This is a genomic window from Sphingobium sp. BS19, assembly GCF_027925545.1.
Lineage (GTDB): Bacteria > Pseudomonadota > Alphaproteobacteria > Sphingomonadales > Sphingomonadaceae > Sphingobium.
This window is the reverse complement of record NZ_BSEF01000003.1, coordinates 169,465-191,802: the sequence shown is the minus strand read 5'-3', so window position 1 is coordinate 191,802 and position 22,338 is coordinate 169,465. Positions and strand designations below refer to the sequence as shown.

The following is a 22,338-nucleotide window of genomic DNA, read 5'->3' as shown; positions in this document are numbered from 1 at the left end:
GGCTCGCTCGGCGGCGGTGCATCCGCCCCCTTTTGGACGCGCTGACAGCGCGGCTCGATGGGAAACATTCGGAATCGGGATCCGTGAATCTGCGGAAAATTGGAAACCCCCGGCCAGCAGGCCGTCAGCACAAACATTGGAGTATGAACATGACGCACCCTTACATCGCACGGGGACAGGCCTGGATTTTGGCCTTGAGATCACTTCTGGGTTATCCACTACATGAACCCACGCGGCACACGATGGCCTTCTGCGCGAGCGGGCCGCGTACAATGGGAACAATCGTCCATGTCACGCAATTGGCCCAGGAGATGCAGCGGGATTTCCTGCATCTGGCGTTCCAGTCCGTCGATGCCCCTGAACCGTCCCTCATATCGTTGGCGGTCCTGTTGCCACTCAGCGTCGAGTGGGTCGACGGATGTCAGCTCTATGCCGCCAGCGAAAAAGCGCCAGTGGAGCTGATCCAAAACGGCAAACGGTGGCGTATCGATGAGCGCAACCAGCTTGTGAGCGCAAAGCCGCCAGCGCGCCATCTTCTGGTCCGTGGTGAGCAGATCGCCTGGGACCGCTGGCGTCGGATGTCGGTGGAAATGGAAGGTGTTGGACTGGACGGCAACATGTTCGTGCCGCAGGGACAGGCCTTCACCGATGCGCAGCCGGTCGAGGCAATCAGAGTCGTTGGCTGAACAAAGCCCATTGGTTCGCGACGTCAGGTCGCTCGGCAACGCCGCCTTCGGGCGGCGTTGCCGTTTCAGGAGGCATCATATGCTTAGCGGCACAGACATTATCGAGCGCCGCGCTAAGCTCCAACGTTTTCGCCCTTAAGTGCACTTTATCAGGATGATGGGTCACACATCCCGGAGCTGCTGGGCCCCGTAGGCGGATTTTCGCGCTGCGGGCTGCAGTGACAAAGCAGGCGATGATTGTGCTGGCGCCATGATTTCAAAACGAAGCATGATCGGTCCGGCCTCGCAGATTTCGATCGCTGGTGAGAAGAGGGGGAGCTCAGAGATGCGAATGTCTTGAATGCGCCATTTGTTGCCATTGAATGTGGCCAGTACGGATCCCAGTTGCAGACATTCCGATAGCCGGGTACCTTACGGGGTATGTGGGTTGGCTTGGCCGTTCTTCTAGGACTTACCGTGGCAGGTGCGCTGTTGACTTGTGTGGCATCGGTCATTGTTCATCGTGCGGGAGCATGCGACAAGTGGCGTACCGCGCTGAGCGGAGTTTGCTTTCCCGCCATTCTTTTCTTTGTCGGTAGCGTTGATGTGATCTGCTTCCAAGATGTTGATGGACCGCCGCCTGGTATGATGCTGCTTGGCTTGCTCCTGACGAGCATCGCTCTTTTGCCATTTACCTCGCTAATGGGGCTTTTTATGGCTCGACGTGCCCCGCACTAAGCGCGGTAAACGACCAAAGTTGGTCGTTCCAGACTAGTTCTGCCGATCCCGAACCTGATGGGGTGGACGCCCCCCGACGGCATCTATGTGCCAAAGTGGAGGTGTTGATTCACCACTGAAGGAGGCGTCCGTGTCGGAAGTTATCACGATTGGTTTGGATATTGCTAAGAACGTTTTTCATGCGCACGGCGCTGATGAGCGCGGCGCGATGGTGTTCAGTCGCAAGCTGACGAGGGGCAAGCTGCTAGACTTCTTTGCAACTCAGCCGACGTGCGTGGTTGCGCTTGAGGCGTGCGGTGGCGCGCATCACTGGGCGCGCGAGTTACAGGCGATGGGACATGAGGTGCGACTGATCCCACCGGCCTACGTGAAGCCGTTCGTGAAGCGGAACAAGAACGATGCGATCGATGCCGAAGCGATCTGCGAAGCGGCGCAGCGCCCCGGCATGCGCTTCGTTGCGGTGAAGAGCGAGGAGCAGCAGGCTGCTGGGCTTGTGTTCCGGACACGCGATCTGGTTGTGCGTCAGCGCACCCAGCTCATCAATGCGATCCGAGGTCATTTGGCCGAGTATGGCTGGGTAGCGCCGCGCGGGACGGCGCATATGACGATGCTCGCCGACCTCCTCGAGGATGAGGAGATGGCCTCGACCCTGCCGGAAGCAGCGCGGCCGATGTTCAAGCTCATGGTCGAACTGCTGACCGATCTCGACAAGCAGATCTCTGTGCTCGATCGTGAGATCGCCCGGCGAGCAAAGGAGGACGAAGCGGCCCGGCGGCTGATGACCATCCCCGGCATCGGTCCTATCGCCGCCACCGCCATCATTGCGCTAGCTCCTCCGATCGAAACATTCCGCAAGGGTCGTGACTTCGCCGCCTGGCTCGGTCTCGCCCCGCGCCAGCACTCGACCGGCGGGAAACAGAGGCTTGGCAGCATATCGAAGATGGGCGAACGGACCATCAGGCGGCTACTCATCATCGGGGGCAGCTCGATGGTGCGACAGGCGTGTCGCTTTGGCGCGCCGGCCGGATCATGGTTGGAGCGGATGCTGGCACGCAAACCGCGCATGCTCGTCTCGGTCGCGCTGGCGAACAAGATGGCGCGCATGGTCTGGGCGTTGCTCACAAAGAAGGAAGATTACAGAGCTCCGGTGGTTGTCGCGGCATAAGCCAAGGCAGCGGCCAGAGGCGTCGGGGACGTAGGCGGCCGAAGGAGGGTATGGCACAACAGTCGGCGAGACGGGGCCGGAAGAACCAGTGAATGGCAGAGCGCTACCCAAGCGCGCAAGCCTGTAATGGATCCGGTCCGCGAACTCCCATACTGGCCCGCAGCTATGGCGCTGCTCATCGAGGCCGGACAGATGACAGCATCCGACTACGTGCCAACATACCCAAATTTACCGCTTGCATCCAAAGGGGCGTCCACAGATGCCATTCGTGATGCACAAATCAAAACTTTTGCATCAGACCGCGATCTATAGACCTACGCATTTTTAGGTCGAAGCTTGGCAAACTGCTGCCCCTGTTTCTGACTGACGATTTCGCCCCATGATGCTAGGTGGAATCTGTAAGTACCGGGGGACATATGAAATTCGGATTTGTTTTTGTCACCGCAGCACTCTTTTGTGCCGCACCAGCGTTTGCTGGAACCAAGCTCTGGGGCGACTTTGAAGCGGGAATGATTCCGCAGCAGGTTGTTGATGTGGCTGTGAAAATTCCAGGGGTGAGCAGCGCTAAAATCAAACAGAAAAAAGATCGTGTTGAGGTCAATGTCAGTCACGGCATGTACTCGAAATTTGAAGTCGCCGGAAAAAAGAGCCGGTTGAACTTCACTTTCCGCAATGGTGTGCTGTTCGCAGTCGATATTTCGCCGGAGCCGTATGAGTTTGGAACACCTGGTTGCATCCAGGGTGGTGTTCAAGCGTTTCGCTACTATGATGAGCTACTGAAGACAAAATACGAGCGCAACTATGACCCCACTCCGAATGTAGACGATAGTCAAGTTAACCTGATGATCGCTCGCGCTAACCTCGCGACGCTGAGCAAAGAACGCTATGCCGTACCGGTGGATAGCATGGCTGCGGGCTATAGCGATGGAAAGGTGCAGATCATTAATCGAGTTCGATTTGCGTATCTCACGGTCGGCCTATGCGGGCGTCAGGGCAACCTGCGCGGGTCTACCTCCCTCAGCTACATGGACAAGGCCGAGTTCGAGGCTGCGGCGAAGCTGAACCAGAATAGCCGTGACCAAGCGGTGACGAATCTTGGCAAGGATCTTTAGACGCAGCACGTAACCGCCATGTCAGGGTGGCGCAGAGCATCCATGATACGAAGATCACCAGTTTTGCATCAGGACGATAGGTTGGCCGCCGTGAAAATCATCGGTGCCCGCGTCTGGTGTGCTGTGTAATCATTCCATGATCTAAAGCACTGTTGGTCAAATTACGCTTCGCAATGCAACCGGTTGCGGATTCGACCAGCACTATGCTCATCATCGAGCGCCTCGTAGATGCTCAACGCGGCCTCGAAAAATTGCGCCTCCTCGACACGGGAGCCGTGTGCCTCGTCATTGAATTTCGCCCGCATTGAACGGATCGCCTCCGCCAGGTTCTCAAGTGCACCAGCGTGCTGTTCGCCGGGCGTGTTCAAGCCGGTCCACTGGACCACCTCGCGAAACAGCGTTTGGGCCTCTCTCAATCGGCTTGCGGCTTGAACGCCTTCCCCCTCATACTCAGCTAAGGCGATGAGTGCGCCAGCGAGACCCTCCTTGCATTCCTTGGCCTTATTCGCATCCTTGGAGGAAAGACCGGGAAGCGCAGCGGCATAAAATTGCCGCGCCTCCTCCAAGCGCGCCTTCCGTTTTTTCTTCGTCGCACCGACCGCATCGTCGTCGCCGCGCCGCTCCTGCTCGGCCTGCGATTGAACGGCTTCAGCGAGATAGAAAGTCATCTGTGACCATTCGCGCTGTTGTGCATGGGCGTCCAAACCGTCCCTCACCCGCGTCGCAATGTCCTCGATCAGCGAGAAAACCTCGGCGAGTTTAGTCGCGTCCTCCGCGAGTGCATCGGACTGCTCCCGCAGCGCTTCGATGTACGTGATGACGTCAGCCGTTCGTTCGACCCCGGTTCGCTCCACTAGGACACGCAGTTCGTCGATAGCCGTCTTCAACGCTTCGTGATCGGAGAGTCTGCGCTTGTAATGGTTGAAGAGGCTGTCGGCGTGGATTGCGAGGAGGTCGTCGTCTGCTGAGAATTCGTCGTTGGCTTCGATGGCCTCGACCGCCTTACGGAATTGCAACGCAGATCGGAATTCTGTCGCGTCGTCCGTTGACGTCCTATCGAGCCTACCATGTTCCACAGCATGCGCCACCCGCGCCTTGTATGCCTCTTGCAGCCTTTTCACGTCAGGACCCGCACTCGAATCGATGCTGATGTCTGCTTGGCGTTCCAGCACCCCAAGCGGATCGCTGAGCCAATCCGGGGCACCGATCCCGGCCTCGCCTACCACCTGATTGAAAAAGTCGTCCGCCTTCTGGCCGAGGATGAAGAACTTGTTTTCACCAGTGGCGAGCAGCGCTTTGGCTCGGTCGGAAAGCAGGTCCAGATCGTCCTCGTAGGCGATCCAGTAGACAACCATGCGGGGCAGCGCCTTCGCGGCATACTGCAAGAGGGTCATGACCCCCTCCTCTCCGCCGGCATAGCCCACGACCACGAGGACGCTAGCCTCCTTGAGCAGGCTCATCATCATGACCTGGAGGCCGCGATCGTCCTCTGTCTCCCTCAGTGCGGCATAGCTGTTCCTTAGCTCATAGGTGTGCATCGATCCGTGCAGGTGCACGACCTGTGGCCGTGACGGCGTGGGCGAAATGCGGTTAAGCGATTCGAGTCCGTCCGCGACTACCGGCACGATGCCGGTGCGTATCACGCCCTGTAGTGCGAGCTGGTCGAAGTTGGTGGTTAGAATCGTATGAACGAAGCGCTTTTGCACGAGGGCACCGAGGCAGGCGTGTGCCCAGTTGAGAGTGTATTCCTTGTCCTCGACTAGCCGGCTGATAAGCTCGCGCTGCTCGTTCGGATGCTTCATGTGTTCGGTGAAGATGTAACTGTAGAGCCTGCCCCACGGTATCACGCCATCGACCGGACCGTATCGATCGGGCACGCGGTTGGTGGCGATAAGGGCGACGAGAGCCTCATCGGCGCTCGGCCCGTCGCGCGCGACGCCGTAGTCGTCGGCGATGCGTAGGATGGCTTCCTTAGCAACGCCCGCCGCTAGCGGAATGCCCGCACTGGCGGAGCAACCGGCACCGATAAGAAAAACTGCACGGCCACGATTCCGCGCCTGGCCGACATTTTCAGCCACGTCTGCGCCATCCCCTCCTTCACGGGGATGTCCCCGAGCGCGCTGAAGATCTTGGACAAGCTCGCTGATCTCTCGCGGTCGTGGGCCAATCTGCGGTCGTGTCGGCAAGGGTTTCTCCACTCTGTTACCCGAGAGAGGCTAACGTGAGGATACGCTCCGGTCTACAACGTAATAACAGTACGAATAAAGGCGGTAAATTTTAGAAATTGACGCAGATTGTCACATATTTCGCTTGATCCAAGCTTACGAAGTTCGCATCAATGATGCACAAGAGTAGGAAATTCACTGCCATCAGCTGTGAATAGGTTTCATGATAGCCGATAGAGAACTAACAGGATAGTTTGGGTCATTTGGCCTAAACTGTGATAATATGTTTGGATTCGTGGTCGGTTGAGAAGATTGAACGTTAGTGCCAAAAGATCGTCTGGATCGGGGCTTGGGTTTGGGTTGACGAACCGCTATGATAGAAACTCAATCAAGGAGACTCTCATGGACGATGCCGCTTGGACGACCGCCGATCGCACCGCTTACTCATCGGACGACGCGCTCGAGGTCGAGTTCACCAGTCCAGCGATCGCGCGGTTGATCGAGGAAGTCCGCGTCGAGGAATCAGGTGTGCCGCGCAGCTACAACCGCACCTTCAACCGTCACAACCGGTAAGCGAACGGTTCAGGCCGGTGCACATCGACACTGTCCTCCTCAAGGTCGCGAGCCGCTGCAACCTGGATTGCGGCTACTGCTACGTCTATCACATGGGTGACGACGGTTGGCGATATCAGCCGAAGCGGCTGAGCCGAGAAGTCCAAGCCAGCGTATGCGCCGACCTTGGAGATCTTTTGCATTCGCAGGGCCGACCGTTCTCCGTCGTATTGCATGGCGGCGAGCCGCTGCTCATGCGTGCCGGTGAGCTTGCAGCATTGTTCGCTCAACTGAGGGCGGAGTTGAGTGACACCTGCGGCATCAGTGTGCAGACCAACGGCGTGCTGATTGATACGGATATACTCGATGCCTGTGCGGATCATGGCGTCACCATCTCCGTGAGCATCGATGGGCCGGCGGAGATCCACGACCGCTTCCGGATTGACCTTACCGGCAAGCCGACACATGCCAAGGTCCTTGCCGGTATAGAACGCCTCAAGGCGCATCGTTGGGGCAACCATCTGTTCTCAGGGGTCCTGGCCGTCGTGGATCCAACATCCGATCCGTCGTTCGTATACGACTGGTTCCGCGATCTCGGAACGCCCAGTGTGGATTTCCTGTATCGCGACGGGAACCACGACGAACTGCCCTACGGAAAGGCTGCTTACGGGTCGGTCGAGTACGGACGCTGGATTTGCGGCATACTCGACCGATACATCGCTGATCCAAACCCGTTTCGCATCCGCATGCTCGACGACATGATGAAGCTCCTGTTGGGGGGGAGCGGAGTGAAGGAGGGCGTCGGCCTAACCGATTACGGAATCCTAGTGATTGATACGGACGGATCCATTAAGAAGAATGATACTCTCAAGAGCAGCTCGCCACGCGACGCCTTCTCGTCAATCTTGTTCGCGGGGGGTAACTCCATCGCGCAGTTCGCTGAAAGCGAAGAATTTCTCGAATATCATCGCGCTCAGAGACCGAGTTCTGCCGTTTGCCAAGCGTGCCCAATCTTGAAAGTGTGCGGAGGCGGGATGATGACGCATCGTTTCAGTGCGAGCCGGGGCTACGACAATCCGACCGTGTTCTGTGAGGATCAGCGGATGCTAGTGGAGCGCATGCGTGCCCATCTGTCCGGTCATCTCAACCGGGTGGCCGCATGACCACGACCTTCATTTGTAACGCAAGGCGGGAACCGTTTCCACACGCCACCTCAAGATCGCCGCTTCCATCCGATCTGTGCGGAGCACTGCTAGATTGGTTCGAGGGCGATGCTCCTTGGAAGCTGAGAATCGCCAGCTTCTACGAGCAGTGGGAGATGCACTTGGATGCCGCCGCCCTGCCGCCGCATGTCCAGTCCATCGTATCCGATGAAGTCGCAACGAACCTTTGCTCGGGTCTGCTTCTGCCCATTGGCGCGCGCCTTCCGCGTTTGACGGAGGTGACGGCGCACAAACTGCTCCCCGGTCAGACCATCCGGATCCACAACGACCACCTTGACGATGGGGAAACCCACCGAATTTTGGTGCAGCTCAATCGCGGATGGTCAGACAAGCAGGGCGGATTGCTAATGCTGTTCGGCAGCGCGACGGCCACCGATGTGCGACGCATAGTGCGACCGCTGCACGGCTCCTCCTTCGCGTTCGAGATCAGTCCAAGGTCGTTCCACGCCGTCTCCACGATCGCATCGGGCGAACGCTACACGCTGGTGTATTCCTTCAAGGACGTTGGGCAGGCGTGACTGATGCCGAAACGGTGCCGTGGCGCCTACCGGGCAGAACCCACAACCGTCGGCCGCCCGCGTCGCCGACTTGGCTTCGGGACAGGATCGTCGCTGCGCCGCAGGACGTAATGTCAGACGTGGTCCTACAAGGGCTTACCACCCTCGTCACCGTGACGATCGATCCGGACATGTGCCTGCGCTCCCAGCAACTGATCGAACAATGCGGTGCCCTCGCCGATGTCGTACGAGGCGCGATCCAGGAAATTCACCTGCTCGATGCAAAGCCGGGTTATGATGTGAGCCACAGCGAACCGTGTTGGCTCCACCGCGTTTTTGTCTCCGTGCCCGATCGCCATGACGAGATCGGCGCGCTCCGCTTTGCCGAAGGCGTGATTCATGAGGCAATGCATCTCGAACTCACACTTCTTGAGAACGATCGACCGCTGGTCCAAAGTCCAGCTGACACTATGTTGTCACCTTGGCGCGAGGAGGCGCGCCCCATAGGCGGAGTCCTGCATGGGCTGTTCGTCTTTTCCTGTCTTCACACCGCCTTTCGCATGCTGGTCAGCGGAACCGATGCGGCGGCGACCGATCATGTCCAAGGCCGTCTTCATGACATCGCCGAAGAGGTCAGCTCGATCGATTTGGCGACATTGTCATCAGGATTGACCCCCACTGGATGCACATTGGCGCGACAATGGTCTGAAGCGGTAACACTGAGCAGGTTGCCGCAGCCGAACCGAAAATCAAAACTTTTGCATCAGGGGATAGGGACTGAAACCGTGGATTTGTCCCCTTTATGGGCACCATCTTTGCATCAGATTTTTGCATCAGGGAGCCGCTGAGGGCGTTGTCATTCCGCCCGATCTCCTCGCCCATGTCTCGACGCTGGGATGGGAGCACATCAACCTCACCAGCGAATACCGCTGGCCAAAATCCTTAGCGTAGGATTTCGCCCCCTCCCGCAAACGTCCCCTGAGTAGGCTTTTTGCCTTATCGCCTGATGATCTGTTGATTACGAGGGCCGTGCCAGTCCCGTCATGACCTGACGAGACTATATCTTTTTGTGCTCTCATGTTAAATTTCTCGGACTGGCGGGGAGCAACAAGGTGGGAAAACTCTTCAATTTTCGAAGCAGGGCGGCTGCCGCCGCTATTTTGTTTGCCCTATCCACTCAGACAAGTGCACAAAACGATCCGACCGCAGGGACTATCGCCGATACCGCAAAAATTAATGCTGAGGCCGAAAGGCTCAAGGCCGAAGCGGGCAAGATTAATGCGCAGGCCGACCTCGAACGGGCTAAAGTGTCGGCGTTAGGCTTGCCCTCGTATGCGGGCACAACCAAACTCAATGCGGGTGCCGGAGATATGGAAGCGATGCTCCTAACAGCACCTGCCGTGCGCGTTAGCGGCGCAAAAATTGCTGAGGCGGTACCCACCGGCGATCACGTCCTGCTTCTGACTCGTGACGATACGTTCGACTTCGGTCTTGTCGGCTCCATAACCGCTGAAATTGATGGTCTGGCCAGACAATTTGAGGCGTTCGGCATCGACTCTGGCGGCCCGCTCAGGGGGCAATCAGTCAAGCTTGTCCCTGGCGCGGTTGCCGTAATCTCGGCGATCGCCGGCATGGCACGGTCGGAAACAGAAGCTACCGCCGCAAATGTGTCCGTCTCCGATTCGATGTTACTAACAGCCGTCGCCGCAAAACTGAAAAACCGTGCGCGGCTACCCGGGAGCGCTATCGGAACTGTTGAGGTCGCTTCAGATGGAACCAACTCGCCCCTTCTCGCGCGGCTGGGTAACCTGGGCACCTCCATTTACCTCTCGCCATGCGGTCGCTGGTATGATTCATTGTTCCTGAGGATCGGGAGCGTGGCATGCGGCAAGCAGGACTTTTCGGCTTATCGGAACATCTGAAACGGCTTTCGGCCAATGGCGATCCGCTGGAGGAACTGGGTCTGATCATCGACTTTGAGGCTTTTCGCCAGACGTTGGTGGCGGCGGTGGCCTATGGGGATGGAGCGAAGGGCGGCAGACCGCCGTATGATCCGGTGGCGATGTTCAAGGTGCTGATTTTGGCGGCGCAGAACAACTTGAGCGACGGGCGCATGGAGTATCTGATCCGCGACCGGTTGAGCTGGATGCGCTTTTTGGGCTTCGACCTTGGCGCGGCTACGCCGGATGCCAACACGATCCGCATGTTCAGGGAGCGGCTCACAGCCGCCGGCGCGCTCGATACGCTGTTTGCCGATTTCGACCGTCATCTCAAGGAACGCGGCTATCTGCCCATGGGCGGGCAGATCGTCGATGCGACGCTGGTGGCAGCGCCCAAGCAACGGAACACCGAGCCTGAGAAGGCTGCGATCAAAGAAGGCAGGACTGCCGCCGAGATTTGGCCCGATGCCCCGGCTCGGGCGGCGCAGAAGGATACGGATGCGCGCTGGACGCTCAAGTTTGCCAAGGGTCGGCCTGCGACAGACGGAAAGCGGCAGATCGATATCGCGATCCCGAGCTTTGGATATAAAAGCAGCATCGCGATCTGCCGGGCCTTCGGCTTCATTCGCAAGGGCAAGACCACCGACGGCGCTAGGTTCGACGGCCGGATGCTTCGCGACGTGGTGACCAACGACAACACGGCTTCGGACGTCTGGGCCGATACGGCCTATCGCAGCCAGGCCAACGAGAAATGGCTCAAAGCGCAGGGCCGGGTCAGCCGGGTCCATCGCCGCAAGCCCAGGGGTACGCCGATGCCCGAGCATATCCGGCGCGGTAATGCCACGAAGTCCAAGGTCCGTGCCCGGGTCGAGCATGTGTTCGCCCAGCAGAAAGCAAAGATGGGCCTGTTCATCCGTACCATCGGCATCAAGCGTGCCGAGGCCAAGATCACGCTCGTCAATCTGGCGTACAATATGAACCGCCTGATCTTCCATGAACGACGGGCCACCATGGGCTAGGTGCGCCCGGCAGCCAGGAAAACCGCCTGACGCCACGGCGATATGCCGGAAAAGAGGCCGAATTTACCGAAGATCCCACGTCAGCCCTCCAGATCCGATCAAATCGCCCGGTAAATGGAGGTGCCCACCTTGCAACGCTGGACGCTCTTGCGCAGACCAAGCGCGACACTGTGGCGGCTAGCAACGGTGGTAAGCCCAGTGACAGCGACAAAGCTAGAATTGGGGGGATTGATGCGGTGCGAAGGCGCTACGACACCTTCTTTTCCCGGATGGTCACGGCCGATGCCCAAGGAGCGGTGCCGATCGCCCGTGCCGCTCGGCTCGAGTTGCTGATGTCAAAAGTGAAGGGCGTATTACGCGTTCACGTCGAGAAATCCGGCGGCAGTTTTATAAATACCAAAAATATTGCGACTTTTTTTGGTGCCGATCCAGTCCGTGTTAGCGGTGGCGTAGTAGTGAGCTTTATTCTCACGCGGCCTTCCGATGGTGCGGTAACGAAAGCAGGCATCATCCAGTGTCGAACTGCTATAACACGGCTTCGCAGCATCCAGGAAGATTCTGTAAAATTCAGACGCCCAGTCAGTGATAACCTAGCTCAGACAGCCAATGCCTTCTGCGAAGGTATATGATCAGAAAATCTGCCGCATATTCTCGACTCCCATCGTCTAAGGTGACGCAATCAAGCCTTCGAGCCCTTTCGATGTACCGCTAAGATCCTTCACAAGCTCAGGTTTAACCATGAACACAGCACCCGCTTCAAGCTCCGGTGCCGCCACGGTTTGCAGAATCGAAGCGACATCTGAGCTATCCCACGCAGGTCCAAGCAAATCATCTCTTTCGATGAAGGTCATTCCCGACGGACCATGCTTAGTAATTTTATTCAGAAACGATATTGTTCTTGATAGTTGAAGGCCCTCGTACTGTGACATTCTTAACAACGAGGCATTTGACGAGAGCCCGCCACAGGATCTTAGTAAATCTATAGCAACAGGAATGACTCCCTCTTTAAACTCAAGAGTCGAGCCGCCACTGGCAAGGGCATTCCACCAAGCGTTCCTTTTATCGACCGGCAAAAAGTCGTCTACCTTCACCATCCCTGAAATGACAAGGGGATAACGCAACACAAACTTTAGTCCGTCGGGCTTAGTGAGCCAGTTATAGATCTCTCGACCATCGCGACTTTCCCAACGGATCTGAAGCGGAAGGGAGGCTCCGGCCTGAATAACTTTTGGTAGCTTTAGCAACTTTCTAAGTCGTGCTTCCTCGGCAGGGTTAGAAACGAGCGAGACGTCCATCGAAACCGTCGAGGTATTACCAGTATAGTTGCCAGCTCCTGATAAATAGCCTTTCTGCAATAACATCTGATCCTCAGCAGCAGTTATATTTGGACGCCGAGCAACTATTGTGAGACTTAGTACCGCTACTTTACCATCCGGATCGATTACAGAATAACCAGAGTGAACGAGACCAGCAGCGGGCACTCCCTGAAGGCCGTCAGATATAACAGCAGCCAGAGGGACGGGCACGTAGAAACCAGGCTGAAGGGAGTCAACTACAGCAACACGATTGAGTAGCTCGAAGCGAACATTACTAGGGAACAATGCTTGCCCAAATGCCTCTTGGCTAACAAGGAGGGGCATCGAAAGCGAGAAAAGGGGCAAGCATATTCTGAATACGTTCAGCTTCATCATTAGATATCCTTTGCTTCGCCTTGTCACGCGCTAAAAGCTTTATCTCAAACTTGGAAAGCAGCGCGGCCTCCGCTGACGTGCAGATCACACTCCTCGAGCTAGGATCTATCGATTCTACTTGTTCCGTATCGAGACTATAAAACGAGCCAATCTTTGGTAAGATAGCGGACGGATTGCCGTCTGAATCCACAAGTATCAGCTCGGTCGTGGCAGCGAACCTCAGCGTCGAGCGAGTGGAGGCGAGGAGAACATGATAACCTTCGGTATCGCGAGACAAAAAGCCGTACAACGCCGTTGGATCAGCAACCCATTCTAGTCGCCTCGCCTCGCCCAGCTGCAATGATGTATCAAGCTCTTTGGGTTCTACAAAGATCCAACCAGAAGTCCCCCCATAGCGGAACCCCTTCATGCCACTTGCAGTAGCCGGCGGCCTCTTGGATGCTGCAGCGGGCCGACTACCGCGCCAATCCGACGGTAGAGCGGCCCACCTTTCGCCCCATCGCTGCGCGCAGCCGCTTGATAATGCGGCCGCAGATAAAAGGAAGAGATAGGCAATGGGCTTCATTTAGTTGTCAGATATTCCAAAATATCTGCGTTACCGATCTCAGATCCGGCGGCGTTAACACCGGCTGGGCGACCCTGAAGCTGGCGTAATTTCGTCAAGCTGTAATCGACATAGCATCCGCGATCCATAGCCTTATCAACAAGTATCTCGTACTGAGACTGAGTTATCTGACCGGACGCCCTCATCTGATCAAGTGCCGCAATGTTGTTTTTGCGGCACTGTTTGTGCTGACCGGCAATTGCCTGGAAATCGGATGAGGTAGGAAATGGCTTGTTAGTATCGGAAAGATTCTTGACATATTTCCTTAGTTCAGGTCCCCCAGATGGAAAGCTCATGCCTAAAGCAACTTCCTCTTCCACGGTAAACTGAGCGTCGACGGCGAAAGCAAGTTCTTTGGTTTCATCGTATCGTTCAAATCCGCCGCCGACGCTGACGCCCCATCCCCACTTGCCGCCGCCACCTGGCGCATCCGGTAGTCCTGAGGGCTTAAGCTCTTTAGCGAAAAAGCCGGTGCGCTCTGTGAGTTGTTCCATGAACGATGCGAGAATTTTACTAACATCAAATTTGTCAAAATCCTCCTGTCGGCACTGTCTGACGTTCAGTTTGACAATGCCCTTTGCAACAAGAGTTTGCCACTCTGTTTTAGCTGCTCCGCCGACAGCCCCCCACCATCCGGAAGCCTTGACCTCTGCTTTGAAGTGCTCGTATGTTTCCTTGAAATTTGCTGTGACGTCAAAGTCGCAGCGATTACGAACGCCGTTGAACTTCATTGTGTAGAGTACGCCGAACGTAGAGGCGTTATCGCCCCCTGCTTGCACAAGGGCGCGCACATCGAAAGACTTGTCAGAAAGCTTGACCTGGAATGGAATACCGGCCTCGACTAGCCCACCTTTGACAACCGACTTTTCCTTACCATTCCAATCGTAGTATTGTCCGCCCACAAGTAGCTGAGCCGTGGTCTCTGTCGGAGCAATATAACGGAAGTTAACCGACGTAGCTCCATCAGCCTTCGCCTGTGCTTCGACTAACGTCTTCGCACTCTGCATTGTTGCGTCATCGACGTACGGCTGCATCGTAACATTTAGTAGAGCGTTAATACCATCAGGATCAAAACTCGATACTCCGGAGTGTACAAGGCCAAAAGCAAGCTTGCCATTTGGAGTTCGAACAATCCGAGCTACGCTGGGCACGAGCCAATAATTACGAACCTCCTTCGTATTATGGTTGTCAGGATAAATCGTGATAATGCCCTGAAAGTTTGCAGGCAGTGGAATGGGCTCCTCCAGCATCGGTAGCGCATATGCTGGCTCTGCCGCGATTAAGCCAAGCGCACCCAGCGCGGCTAGTACTATCCTCGACTGCATCTAATTGCTCCCCTCAATTTCCTGGCCAACTCAGAATACTCGGAACGATATGCGCTACTTGAGACTGTACGCTAAGCGGAACCTGATCATGACCAACCCGCAAGCAGCGCCATCGGCGCTTATATGGCGCGATTCGGGTGTTTACCTGCCGCGGTTGTTTGCCCGCAAATGTGACCGTAGAGACAATAAAAACAAACTCGGTTCTGTTCTCAAATCCTATACAGGACTGACCGAGCCAGTCGCGCTTTAGCCAAAGACGCCCCCAGTATGCGCCGGGTTCAAACGCTTGGGCTTGCAGGGGAAGAGACTTCGCCCCGCCCGCAGATACCAAGATTCCTCTAGCGCCGCCTGGTGCAGCTATCGAGGCAATCACGCGATCCGCTCCGAGTCTGTCAGTAGACAAGCGAACTTCCAAATTATGTCTTGAGGTGGAGACGGTAGCTCCGAGGAACTTTATATGTTCCGAATGGAAAGCCGGGATGAAGACGTCGAAACTGTCCTCGGATATCGGACTCCCGCTCGTAAACCGAAGCAGGATCTCATAATTCTTGCTTTGCGAGGACAGCAGCCGTGTCTGGTAGGGCTTGCTCAGTCGGAGGTCGAGACGATTGGACTCATCATCACGTAGAACAACCGCGCGGTCGATAGGCTGCGTCATGCGCGGCCTTTCGACGATCTTGTCGCTGTGCGGACTTATATAGCCGATCGGGCGCTCATTCTGTACGCATCCGCACAGAAGCATATTACTGACAAAGCTCGCGTACAGTCTGCCGCTCACTGATAGCTCCCTCCGCGCATGATGTTACATGGTTAATGAGAGATTGCACACTGAAAAGCACAGCGCGGGATTCGAAAATTTTTGGGGGGACTTAGGTCTCGTGGGCGAAGGATGAACAAAGGGACCCTTAAGGCATTCGATGCTTCCTGATGCAAAAATTACAAATTCTGTATCAAGCAAAGAACCGCAGAAAACATCGACACTCGGCGATGCAAAAACCCGATGCAATTTGGCACACGGATCCGATGTCGGCTTTCCTATGGCGAGGACCTAAAAGCTGCCGGTCCGCTCCCCCAACCACCTCAGCGATTTGGGAGGGGTGAAGGCCGCGGGAGTCGCGACGATGCTGCCGGTCCGGTTACGTCCGTACCAAATCCGACGCCACAACGGCGCTGACGGGTGGGGAGCCGACTGTCTGGTTTAAGTGTTCAATAGGGCATTATCGGACCAAATGTCCTCGTGTCCAGGAGCAACCAAGAACCTCCATCCGGGCGGCAAAGCGATGAACGGCAGCGCGGCAGGGCAGTCCTGCTGTAGGTGATATAAGTGAAGAGGTTTGAAAAAGTCGGGGTCATCCGACAGTTCACCGGACCAGATGAACCAGCCCGTCGTTCCACTTTCCGGCGGATGGCGCACGCCATTTAACGGCAATTCACCACGGAGGGCGCTATCGGAAATACCGAGTTTGTATGTTTCATCGGATGGCATGAACTTGGCACCATACCGGAGGCATATCTCTCGCTGAACTTGGTCCATACATTCGATTTAGCGTGACCAGCCTAGGTCGGCTATCTGGAATTGCAACAACGGCGATGAACGGCGAAAAATGGTCGCCTGCCGCCCGGCAGCTTTCATGACGTCCAAGCATGCCTATATGCAAAAGCGGATCGGCAGCTATCACTATCTTCCTGCCCGTAACCGAACAGTCTGAAATCGGCCAATGCTTACGCCCTTTAAACGATTACGTGGATAGAAAGGGGCGATGAATGCAGTCACGCCTATCGGAGATAATCTACCCCGCGCTCCTTTCGAGGCGGCACGGGATGCAGCGGCAAGCTGGAGGGGCCAGTGTCTCGATCTTTTCGCGCGCAGCGAAGCGGCAGTGACCGAGACGTTGCTGGTCTTAGCCTCCGTTGAAAAGCGCGGCGCGGCGGTTAAGCTCCCTCATCTTGTAGGGCAGCGTTACGATGCTCTGGCGACAGCAGTTGGCCGAGGGGGGCCTTTTGCCGAAGAAGGCAAAGGTGCAGCTGAAGCCATCACGCAATTCCAGAAGCACGATCCGCTTCGAATGCGCTTGGCGCACGGTATATTCACCGTCACTCTTGACCACCGCGGTCGATGGCACCTCGTAGCGCGTGTCATCGCACTGCGCACTGGTCGGGAGTCGCGTGATCTGTTCGTCGCAGAACAAGATTACACTGCAGAAATATTGGGCGCGATCGGAAAGGACAGCAGCCGTTTGCGGTCAGTCTTGGGTCAACTTCGCCACCGTATGAAACCTGCTGTGCCCGCGGTGTGAGGTTTCCATTAAAAGATGGGCGGGAATGTCTGGGTCTACTCCATTTCGTTCAAGAGCTGCATTTCCGCTATCGGCCACAACCGAACCCCAGTGGTCAGGTATCTGCCCGCCGCCTTCTGCCGTTCTGACGCATGCTAAATTGCCAGTTTGGACAAGAGCAAAGACAAGTCGCCTTGTCGGCGTGTGCAGGTTTTCATGAATACCTTTTTCAGCTGGGTTCGCAGTGTCTCCTCGGAAGTCCTGAGTTCTGAGGACAGGGCTTTCAGCGATTGTCCCGTGGCGATCGCGCGTGCCACCCGTGCTTCGGCAGGGGTCAGGTCAAATAGGGCTGAAATCAAATCTGCTCCAGGTACTGACGCGTTGTCTGGATGGGAAAGAATCGCGAAACTGAAGACGTCGGAAAAGATGTCACGGGCGTCCCGTCTCGCTGGAACCAGGTGCAGCGCGGCTTGACCAACACGGTTTTTGTCCCGGATCGCTAGAGAAGCGCCTGTGTTGGAATGCTCCAGTTTTCGAAGCGCCGTTTCGAAGTGACGGTCTCCCTCGGCGTCGATGATCATGAGTCGAGATCGACCATCGCGCATTAGCTCTCCGAGAAAAGTGGAAAACAAGGTGGTCGCGGCGAGGATTTTCCCGGTCCTGCTGAGTAACGCCACGGACAGCTGCATCGCCTCAAAGGATTGTATGACCTTTGCGTTCTGCAACTTCTGGGCGTTGTTCCCCATCACTAAAGCGCGTGCGATATGGGGGCGCAAGTGATTCAGCTTTGCAACCGCGCCAGCTGCCGACGCATGATCGGGAAAACATTCGATGGCCAGGACAACTGCGTCATGACTCGCACCCTGGATCAAAGTCGCCGCTCCAGCGTCGGCCTTCCTCGGCGTCAGGAACTCCGTGTAAATCGGCAAAGATGACAATTCCGCCGCTGTATGGACATCCGCATCGGTGAGGAAACCAGGATGCGGCGAAAGACTTAAAAGCCGACTTACTCGGCTGTTCTTCTCATTCCACCCAGCCGAAATGAACTCCTGCGTCAGGTCCGCGACCGCCAGCGAGGAAGTCAAAGTCACGCCAGAGGCGTTGCTCCGAATGAGATTACCACCTCGCGCACCGACGTGCTTCGCAATGTCATGCAACACTTCGGGCCATCGTTCTTGAAAGACTCCGGCCTCGTATATGCCATCCAGTAACCGGTCTTCATCCATGAATGATGCTGCCCCCGCTGCAGTGGGGTAAATAATCTAGTTTTCTATGGCTGTCACCCGTTTGGGTGATGCGGGAATCCCGAAGGCTTCGTACGAACAGAAGGCGACCCGAGGGCTTTGGCCCTTCAACTAGCCGATGATCTGAAACCGGATCATCGGCTCCTTTGCTAAGGTCGTGAATGTCTTTGAGGCCGATCACCGCATGCCGCTTCCACCACTATAGGTCAAACGCCTGTTCGGAACATCCGGCAATCAGCTCGAGCACCTGGACTGCGCCGACTTAGGCATCATACCAAGGGCACCCCACGAATGGAGAATGAGGCGGTGGCAGGCGAAGTGATGGTGATTGAATAACTTGCTCCACAAAAAGCTTTATGCTGCTGTGCTGCGGGCTCACGGATATAATCCAATCGAAGTCGCTGACGAACGAACCGCTGTCGAGGCTGCTGCGCGCTTACAACCCATTGCAGCTATTATTGATATCCTCCTGCCGTCTGTCGATGGCAGAGTCATAATTGCTCAGCTTCGGCAGGACACCCGCACATGCGATATACCAATCCTGGCGGTGTCTGCGGCCGCCATCGAGAACATTGCGAAAACCTGCTATTCTGCTGGAGCTGACCGGTTCCACGCTAAGCCAGTGCCCATGTCTGCGATTGTTAGCGACATCATTGAACTATCGGACCAAGCGAAGGTAAGCAGTCTTACCTAAGGTACTGCGCGAGCGACACGGCATAGTGAGTGATATACCCATCAACACGTAATCGTAGGGGGGGAGATGACGATGGACAGCGCATCACCAGTGGCCGAATGGCCTCGGATTTTAGTATTGGAGGATGAGTATCATCTGGCCGCCGAGATGAGCGAAGCTCTGACCGCGCACCATTTCCTCGTCGCCGGACCCTACGGCCTTTTGTCGGCGGCGCTGTTCGCGGAACCCGAGATGAAAATCGATGGAGCTATCGTGGATTTAAATCTCCATGGCGAACTGGCCTATGAATTCGCCGATTACCTCGATCAGCGAGACATTCCGCGCATCATCGTAACAGGATATTGTTCTAACGCGATGCCGGAGCGCTATCGAGACGGGCGCTGCCTACGCAAGCCGGTCGGGGCAGATGCGATCATGGCCAAACTGATGTCGCTGATGATGGTGCATTGATCAACTGTAAGCGACCGCTTTCGGCTAGGGTTGCTATCCTATGCTAAGCCTTCGGTCAGTCCTTGGAACGGATAGTCATTGGCGCGGTTGGTGGATTACCGGCGCACTTGGTTCCCCCATCCCCGCGCTGGCAGAATTGAGCCCCGTCAGCACCCCATTTCCGCTGGCGGGGCTTTTCTCCGTCACATCTAATTCGTTGAACCTGCGAGATGATGTGATACGCTGCCCTGACGCCGAGCCTCCAACGGGTGGGATGGTCGAGGCTCTGCTACGGCTCTTCGGCACCGGCTGATAGGTGTCCCGTCGAAACGCCCCAGCCTGTGCCTAGCCGTTGCTTAGCAAAACCACGCTGTTGATCTGCCGGGAGGAAAGGGTACAAAAAGAATCATGTTCGCGTTTTGCACCTTGTCCCGCGAATGATCACCGAAGACTGCCAAGTGCACTTGGTAAAACCAGTCAACGACTATGCAGTGGGCACTGTGGGTATAGTCGTTTTGGTTTACCCTTGCGGGACCCAATTTGAAGTTGAAATTGAAGGCTGGTTGATCATTGTCGACGAAAGCGAAATCGAAGGCATCTGATTTCAAATACATCCTCAAATACGCTCTGAGAGTCCGTTTGGGAATGCAGGGTTGCAGCCGGATTACTCGGACGGCGCATCCTCCTCGTTCTCTTCGCTATACCGGCTTCGCACGCGCATGAGGTCGAGCGCCTTGCGGGCGAAAGGCTGTATACGGTTTGGCCAGCCTGTGGCGAAGCGGCAGGTTTCGGCAGTTTTGATCCAAGAGGCGCCGACGGTAGTGCGCCACTTCCCGCCGTTCGGTGGCCCATTACCTTTTCCCGGAAACGGTAATTTGTTCAGAGCCCAGCAGTCCTTCTGGCGATGCAACAGCAGACGATCGGCCGTCGACTTTTTGCGGACGTTCAGCCCTTCCTCCTGTCCTCCCGATCGCGGCGGGCGGCTTAGATATCGGATGTTGAGTAGCGCGATCCGTTGTTCGGCGATTAGCAGTAGTCGGCATATTGAGTGGCATATGTTTCCGTAAGTGCTGAGCCAAGGCGTTGTTGGCTAGCTATCAACTAAAATCCTTTCCCAATCTTGCCACTGACATTCTCAGCTTGCCGCCGCTTGCGCTTAGGCTAGCGTGCATGCTCCACGCATTTGGTACTGGGGAACGTCATGCGCAAACCTTCGAACACCGCCGCCTGCTTAGCAATCTGTTTTGCTCTCGCGAACGCGCCTGCGGTTAGCCAGACGAAAGACCCCGCGCCTAAAGACATTTCCAAAAATATTGGCTCGATTCAGAACCTGCAAAACCGCGCACTTTACAGGCTATTCAATGACTGGCGCACATTTGTTACGCCGGTCGTACGCAATGAGTTGCCTGACTACAGCCGACCCGCGATGGCCAAAGCCGCCGCTGGCCTGACTTCTTATAAATCGAGGCTTTTGGCGTTGGATCATGCTGAATGGACGATCGCACAGCAGAATGACTACCGATTGATCGAGGCGGAAATGAACGCGTTCGATTTCAATCTGCGAATATTGAAACCATGGGCCCGCGATCCCTCGTTCTATCAAACGGTTTTCGCCGACCAAAGCGACGTTCCTGCGCATGAAGGTCCGTCGGCCGCTCCGAATATCGACTTGTTCTCGTACAGCTTCCCGCTCTCGCGTCAGGATGACGCAAAGCTTGCCATGTTGATCGGCGCGATCCCGCGCCAGTTAGCTTCGGCCAAAGTCAATCTCGCCGACAGTCAGGCGCACGACCTCTGGGCTTACGGTGATCGTGCATTGAAGGAACAAAGCCAGATGCTTGCCGCGTTGCAGGCTGGCACGCTGAGGATGCGATCGCTGGATGGCTATACGCCGGCAACGATGACGGGCGCCACCCCTAAGCTTTTACGCGCGATAGCGTCGGCCCGCGTAGCGACTGACGAATTTGCCAGTTGGATCGCGGCAGAAGCCCCTTCGCGCACCGGCCCCTCCGGCGTCGGCAAGGACAATTACAACTGGTATCTCAAGCATGTCCAGTTGAACCCCTATACCTGGGAAGACCAGAAACTGCTGCTTCAGCGCGAACTGGACCGATCGTTGGCCTCGCTCCGCCTGGAGGAACTGAGAAACCGCAATGTTCCGTCTATTACCGACCTAAGCGACCCTGCACGGTACAAGCAGATGGCGGATGCAAAGACAGCCAAGTTCAATAATTTTCTGGTCGCTACCGGAATTGTGCCGGACAAACCCTATTTCAGAGCCGCACTGGTGGCGCAGACCAGCGGATATGTGCCGCCCGCAGAGCGCAACTTTTTCAGCCATGGCGCCGCTCTTGATCCTTTGCCGCTGCTTTCCCACTCGACGCACTGGATCGAACTCGCGCGGCTGAAACACGAGCCGCATCCGGATCCAATCCGCGACACGCCGCCCCTCTTCAACATCTTCTCCGACCGGTCGGAGGGATTTGCGACGGCGATGGAAGAGCTCGTCATGCAGGCAGGCCTTTATGACGATATTCCGCATGGTCGAGAACTGGTGTGGATCATGCTCGCCAACCGCGCAGCGCGAGGGTTGGCATCCCTCCATGTTCAAGCCAATGATATGACGCTGGATGAGGCGGGACGCTTCCATGCCGATTGGACGCCGCGTGGCTGGTCCGATCCGGCCAGTCCGCTCGTGGGGTTCGAACAACTGCTCTACCTGCGGCAACCTGGCTATGGCCCAAGCTATATCATCGGCAAAATCCAACTCGACAGCATGATAGCGCGCGCGTCCCATGCTGCGGATACGAGCAAGACGGCATTTAACATGGGCGAACTTTACGCCCGCATTACCAGCATAGGCATTCTGCCGCCGGCACTTATCGAAGCGGAGTTGTTCGCGAACGCCGACAAATAGCCGGGCCAGAATGCTTGCAGCGCTAAAAATAGGGGCCGCTACCAACCAGGTAGCGGCCCCTATTTATTAGAGCGTAAGGCAG

The 22,338-nt window shown here is 56.4% G+C and carries 22 protein-coding genes; 15 read left to right on the top strand and 7 right to left on the bottom strand.

All coding sequences use genetic code 11. From position 1 onward, the window contains the following. Positions 1-272: 272 nt before the first annotated feature. The 4 genes from QMG56_RS04490 (at position 273) to QMG56_RS04475 (ending at position 3,680) form a co-directional block, all read left to right on the top strand. Positions 273-686 carry a hypothetical protein gene (locus QMG56_RS04490; RefSeq protein ID WP_281821392.1) on the top strand — a complete coding sequence of 138 codons (414 nt, stop codon included), beginning with the start codon at positions 273-275 and terminating at the stop codon, positions 684-686. Between the two features lie 456 nt (positions 687-1,142). Further along, complete coding sequence (locus QMG56_RS04485) at positions 1,143-1,403, top strand: hypothetical protein (RefSeq protein WP_281821390.1); 261 nt, start codon at positions 1,143-1,145, stop codon at positions 1,401-1,403. 130 nt (positions 1,404-1,533) lie between these two features. Further along, complete coding sequence (locus tag QMG56_RS04480) at positions 1,534-2,568, top strand: IS110 family transposase (RefSeq protein WP_281821388.1); 1,035 nt, start codon at positions 1,534-1,536, stop codon at positions 2,566-2,568. A gap of 416 nt (positions 2,569-2,984) precedes the next feature. Then, the gene (locus QMG56_RS04475; protein WP_281821386.1) at positions 2,985-3,680 is read left to right on the top strand and encodes a hypothetical protein; all 696 of its coding nucleotides are present in this window, start codon (positions 2,985-2,987) and stop codon (positions 3,678-3,680) included. 161 nt (positions 3,681-3,841) lie between these two features. On the opposite strand, the gene QMG56_RS04470 is transcribed toward QMG56_RS04475, so the two are convergent. Further along, on the bottom strand, positions 3,842-5,758 hold the full coding sequence (locus tag QMG56_RS04470) for an SIR2 family protein (RefSeq protein WP_281821384.1): 1,917 nt from the start codon (positions 5,756-5,758) through the stop codon (positions 3,842-3,844). A gap of 489 nt (positions 5,759-6,247) precedes the next feature. On the opposite strand from QMG56_RS04470, the gene yhhA reads away from it, so the two are divergent. The 7 genes from yhhA (at position 6,248) to QMG56_RS04435 (ending at position 11,705) form a co-directional block, all read left to right on the top strand. Further along, complete coding sequence (yhhA, locus tag QMG56_RS04465) at positions 6,248-6,418, top strand: YhhA family cyclophane-containing RiPP (RefSeq protein WP_281821383.1); 171 nt, start codon at positions 6,248-6,250, stop codon at positions 6,416-6,418. 17 nt (positions 6,419-6,435) lie between these two features. Then, positions 6,436-7,560 (top strand): cyclophane-forming radical SAM/SPASM peptide maturase YhhB, encoded by a 1,125-nt coding sequence (yhhB, locus tag QMG56_RS04460; RefSeq protein ID WP_281821382.1) that lies wholly within the window; start codon positions 6,436-6,438, stop codon positions 7,558-7,560. After that, complete coding sequence (yhhC, locus tag QMG56_RS04455; protein WP_281821380.1) at positions 7,557-8,138, top strand: cyclophane-containing peptide 2OG-Fe(II) oxygenase YhhC; 582 nt, start codon at positions 7,557-7,559, stop codon at positions 8,136-8,138. The genes yhhB and yhhC overlap by 4 nt, the downstream gene beginning before the upstream one ends. After that, entirely contained in the window at positions 8,135-8,965 is an 831-nt protein-coding gene (locus QMG56_RS04450) for an HEXXH motif-containing putative peptide modification protein (protein ID WP_281821379.1), read from the top strand. Before yhhC ends, QMG56_RS04450 begins: the two co-directional genes overlap by 4 nt. A 264-nt stretch (positions 8,966-9,229) precedes the next feature. Beyond that, the gene (locus QMG56_RS04445) at positions 9,230-10,039 is read left to right on the top strand and encodes a hypothetical protein (protein ID WP_281821378.1); all 810 of its coding nucleotides are present in this window, start codon (positions 9,230-9,232) and stop codon (positions 10,037-10,039) included. Then, the gene (locus QMG56_RS04440) at positions 10,000-11,076 is read left to right on the top strand and encodes an IS5 family transposase (RefSeq protein ID WP_281821377.1); all 1,077 of its coding nucleotides are present in this window, start codon (positions 10,000-10,002) and stop codon (positions 11,074-11,076) included. The genes QMG56_RS04445 and QMG56_RS04440 overlap by 40 nt, the downstream gene beginning before the upstream one ends. A gap of 170 nt (positions 11,077-11,246) precedes the next feature. Beyond that, positions 11,247-11,705, top strand: a complete 459-nt coding sequence (locus QMG56_RS04435; protein WP_281821376.1) for a hypothetical protein — start codon at positions 11,247-11,249, stop codon at positions 11,703-11,705. Between the two features lie 36 nt (positions 11,706-11,741). Here the strand turns inward: QMG56_RS04435 and QMG56_RS04430 are convergent, their stop codons facing one another. From QMG56_RS04430 to QMG56_RS04405, 6 genes are all read right to left on the bottom strand, one after another. Continuing rightward, positions 11,742-12,767 (bottom strand): hypothetical protein, encoded by a 1,026-nt coding sequence (locus tag QMG56_RS04430; protein WP_281821375.1) that lies wholly within the window; start codon positions 12,765-12,767, stop codon positions 11,742-11,744. Then, positions 12,700-13,176, bottom strand: a complete 477-nt coding sequence (locus tag QMG56_RS04425) for a hypothetical protein (protein ID WP_281821374.1) — start codon at positions 13,174-13,176, stop codon at positions 12,700-12,702. The genes QMG56_RS04430 and QMG56_RS04425 overlap by 68 nt, the downstream gene beginning before the upstream one ends. Positions 13,177-13,328: 152 nt before the next feature. Further along, positions 13,329-14,621: a hypothetical protein gene (locus tag QMG56_RS04420; protein WP_281821373.1), complete on the bottom strand. Its 1,293-nt coding sequence runs from the start codon at positions 14,619-14,621 to the stop codon at positions 13,329-13,331. 1,273 nt (positions 14,622-15,894) lie between these two features. Next, the gene (locus QMG56_RS04415) at positions 15,895-16,182 is read right to left on the bottom strand and encodes a hypothetical protein (protein ID WP_281821372.1); all 288 of its coding nucleotides are present in this window, start codon (positions 16,180-16,182) and stop codon (positions 15,895-15,897) included. 415 nt (positions 16,183-16,597) lie between these two features. Next, positions 16,598-16,885: a hypothetical protein gene (locus tag QMG56_RS04410; RefSeq protein WP_281821370.1), complete on the bottom strand. Its 288-nt coding sequence runs from the start codon at positions 16,883-16,885 to the stop codon at positions 16,598-16,600. Positions 16,886-17,127: 242 nt separating this feature from the next. Then, positions 17,128-18,198 carry a hypothetical protein gene (locus tag QMG56_RS04405; protein ID WP_281821369.1) on the bottom strand — a complete coding sequence of 357 codons (1,071 nt, stop codon included), beginning with the start codon at positions 18,196-18,198 and terminating at the stop codon, positions 17,128-17,130. 346 nt (positions 18,199-18,544) lie between these two features. Here QMG56_RS04405 and QMG56_RS04400 point away from each other — a divergent pair, with 346 nt between their 5' ends. The 4 genes from QMG56_RS04400 (at position 18,545) to QMG56_RS04385 (ending at position 22,256) form a co-directional block, all read left to right on the top strand. Further along, positions 18,545-18,910, top strand: coding sequence for a response regulator (locus tag QMG56_RS04400; RefSeq protein WP_281821368.1), 366 nt, complete (start codon positions 18,545-18,547; stop codon positions 18,908-18,910). Between the two features lie 66 nt (positions 18,911-18,976). Further along, complete coding sequence (locus tag QMG56_RS04395; RefSeq protein ID WP_281821367.1) at positions 18,977-19,360, top strand: hypothetical protein; 384 nt, start codon at positions 18,977-18,979, stop codon at positions 19,358-19,360. A 416-nt stretch (positions 19,361-19,776) separates the two neighbouring features. Further along, positions 19,777-19,941 carry a hypothetical protein gene (locus QMG56_RS04390; protein WP_281821366.1) on the top strand — a complete coding sequence of 55 codons (165 nt, stop codon included), beginning with the start codon at positions 19,777-19,779 and terminating at the stop codon, positions 19,939-19,941. A gap of 875 nt (positions 19,942-20,816) precedes the next feature. Next, entirely contained in the window at positions 20,817-22,256 is a 1,440-nt protein-coding gene (locus QMG56_RS04385) for a hypothetical protein (protein WP_281821365.1), read from the top strand. Positions 22,257-22,338 lie beyond the last annotated feature (82 nt).

Coding starts and splice junctions, on each gene's coding strand:
- QMG56_RS04420 (WP_281821373.1), bottom strand. CDS start 14,621: ATGCTGGAGGAGCCCATTCCACTGCCTGCAAACTTTCAGGGCATTATC.
- QMG56_RS04425 (WP_281821374.1), bottom strand. CDS start 13,176: ATGAAGGGGTTCCGCTATGGGGGGACTTCTGGTTGGATCTTTGTAGAA.
- QMG56_RS04475 (WP_281821386.1), top strand. CDS start 2,985: ATGAAATTCGGATTTGTTTTTGTCACCGCAGCACTCTTTTGTGCCGCA.
- yhhA (WP_281821383.1), top strand. CDS start 6,248: ATGGACGATGCCGCTTGGACGACCGCCGATCGCACCGCTTACTCATCG.
- QMG56_RS04490 (WP_281821392.1), top strand. CDS start 273: ATGGGAACAATCGTCCATGTCACGCAATTGGCCCAGGAGATGCAGCGG.
- QMG56_RS04415 (WP_281821372.1), bottom strand. CDS start 16,182: ATGCCATCCGATGAAACATACAAACTCGGTATTTCCGATAGCGCCCTC.
- QMG56_RS04405 (WP_281821369.1), bottom strand. CDS start 18,198: ATGGATGAAGACCGGTTACTGGATGGCATATACGAGGCCGGAGTCTTT.
- QMG56_RS04440 (WP_281821377.1), top strand. CDS start 10,000: ATGCGGCAAGCAGGACTTTTCGGCTTATCGGAACATCTGAAACGGCTT.
- yhhC (WP_281821380.1), top strand. CDS start 7,557: ATGACCACGACCTTCATTTGTAACGCAAGGCGGGAACCGTTTCCACAC.
- QMG56_RS04395 (WP_281821367.1), top strand. CDS start 18,977: ATGACGATGGACAGCGCATCACCAGTGGCCGAATGGCCTCGGATTTTA.
- QMG56_RS04430 (WP_281821375.1), bottom strand. CDS start 12,767: ATGATGAAGCTGAACGTATTCAGAATATGCTTGCCCCTTTTCTCGCTT.
- QMG56_RS04390 (WP_281821366.1), top strand. CDS start 19,777: ATGATCACCGAAGACTGCCAAGTGCACTTGGTAAAACCAGTCAACGAC.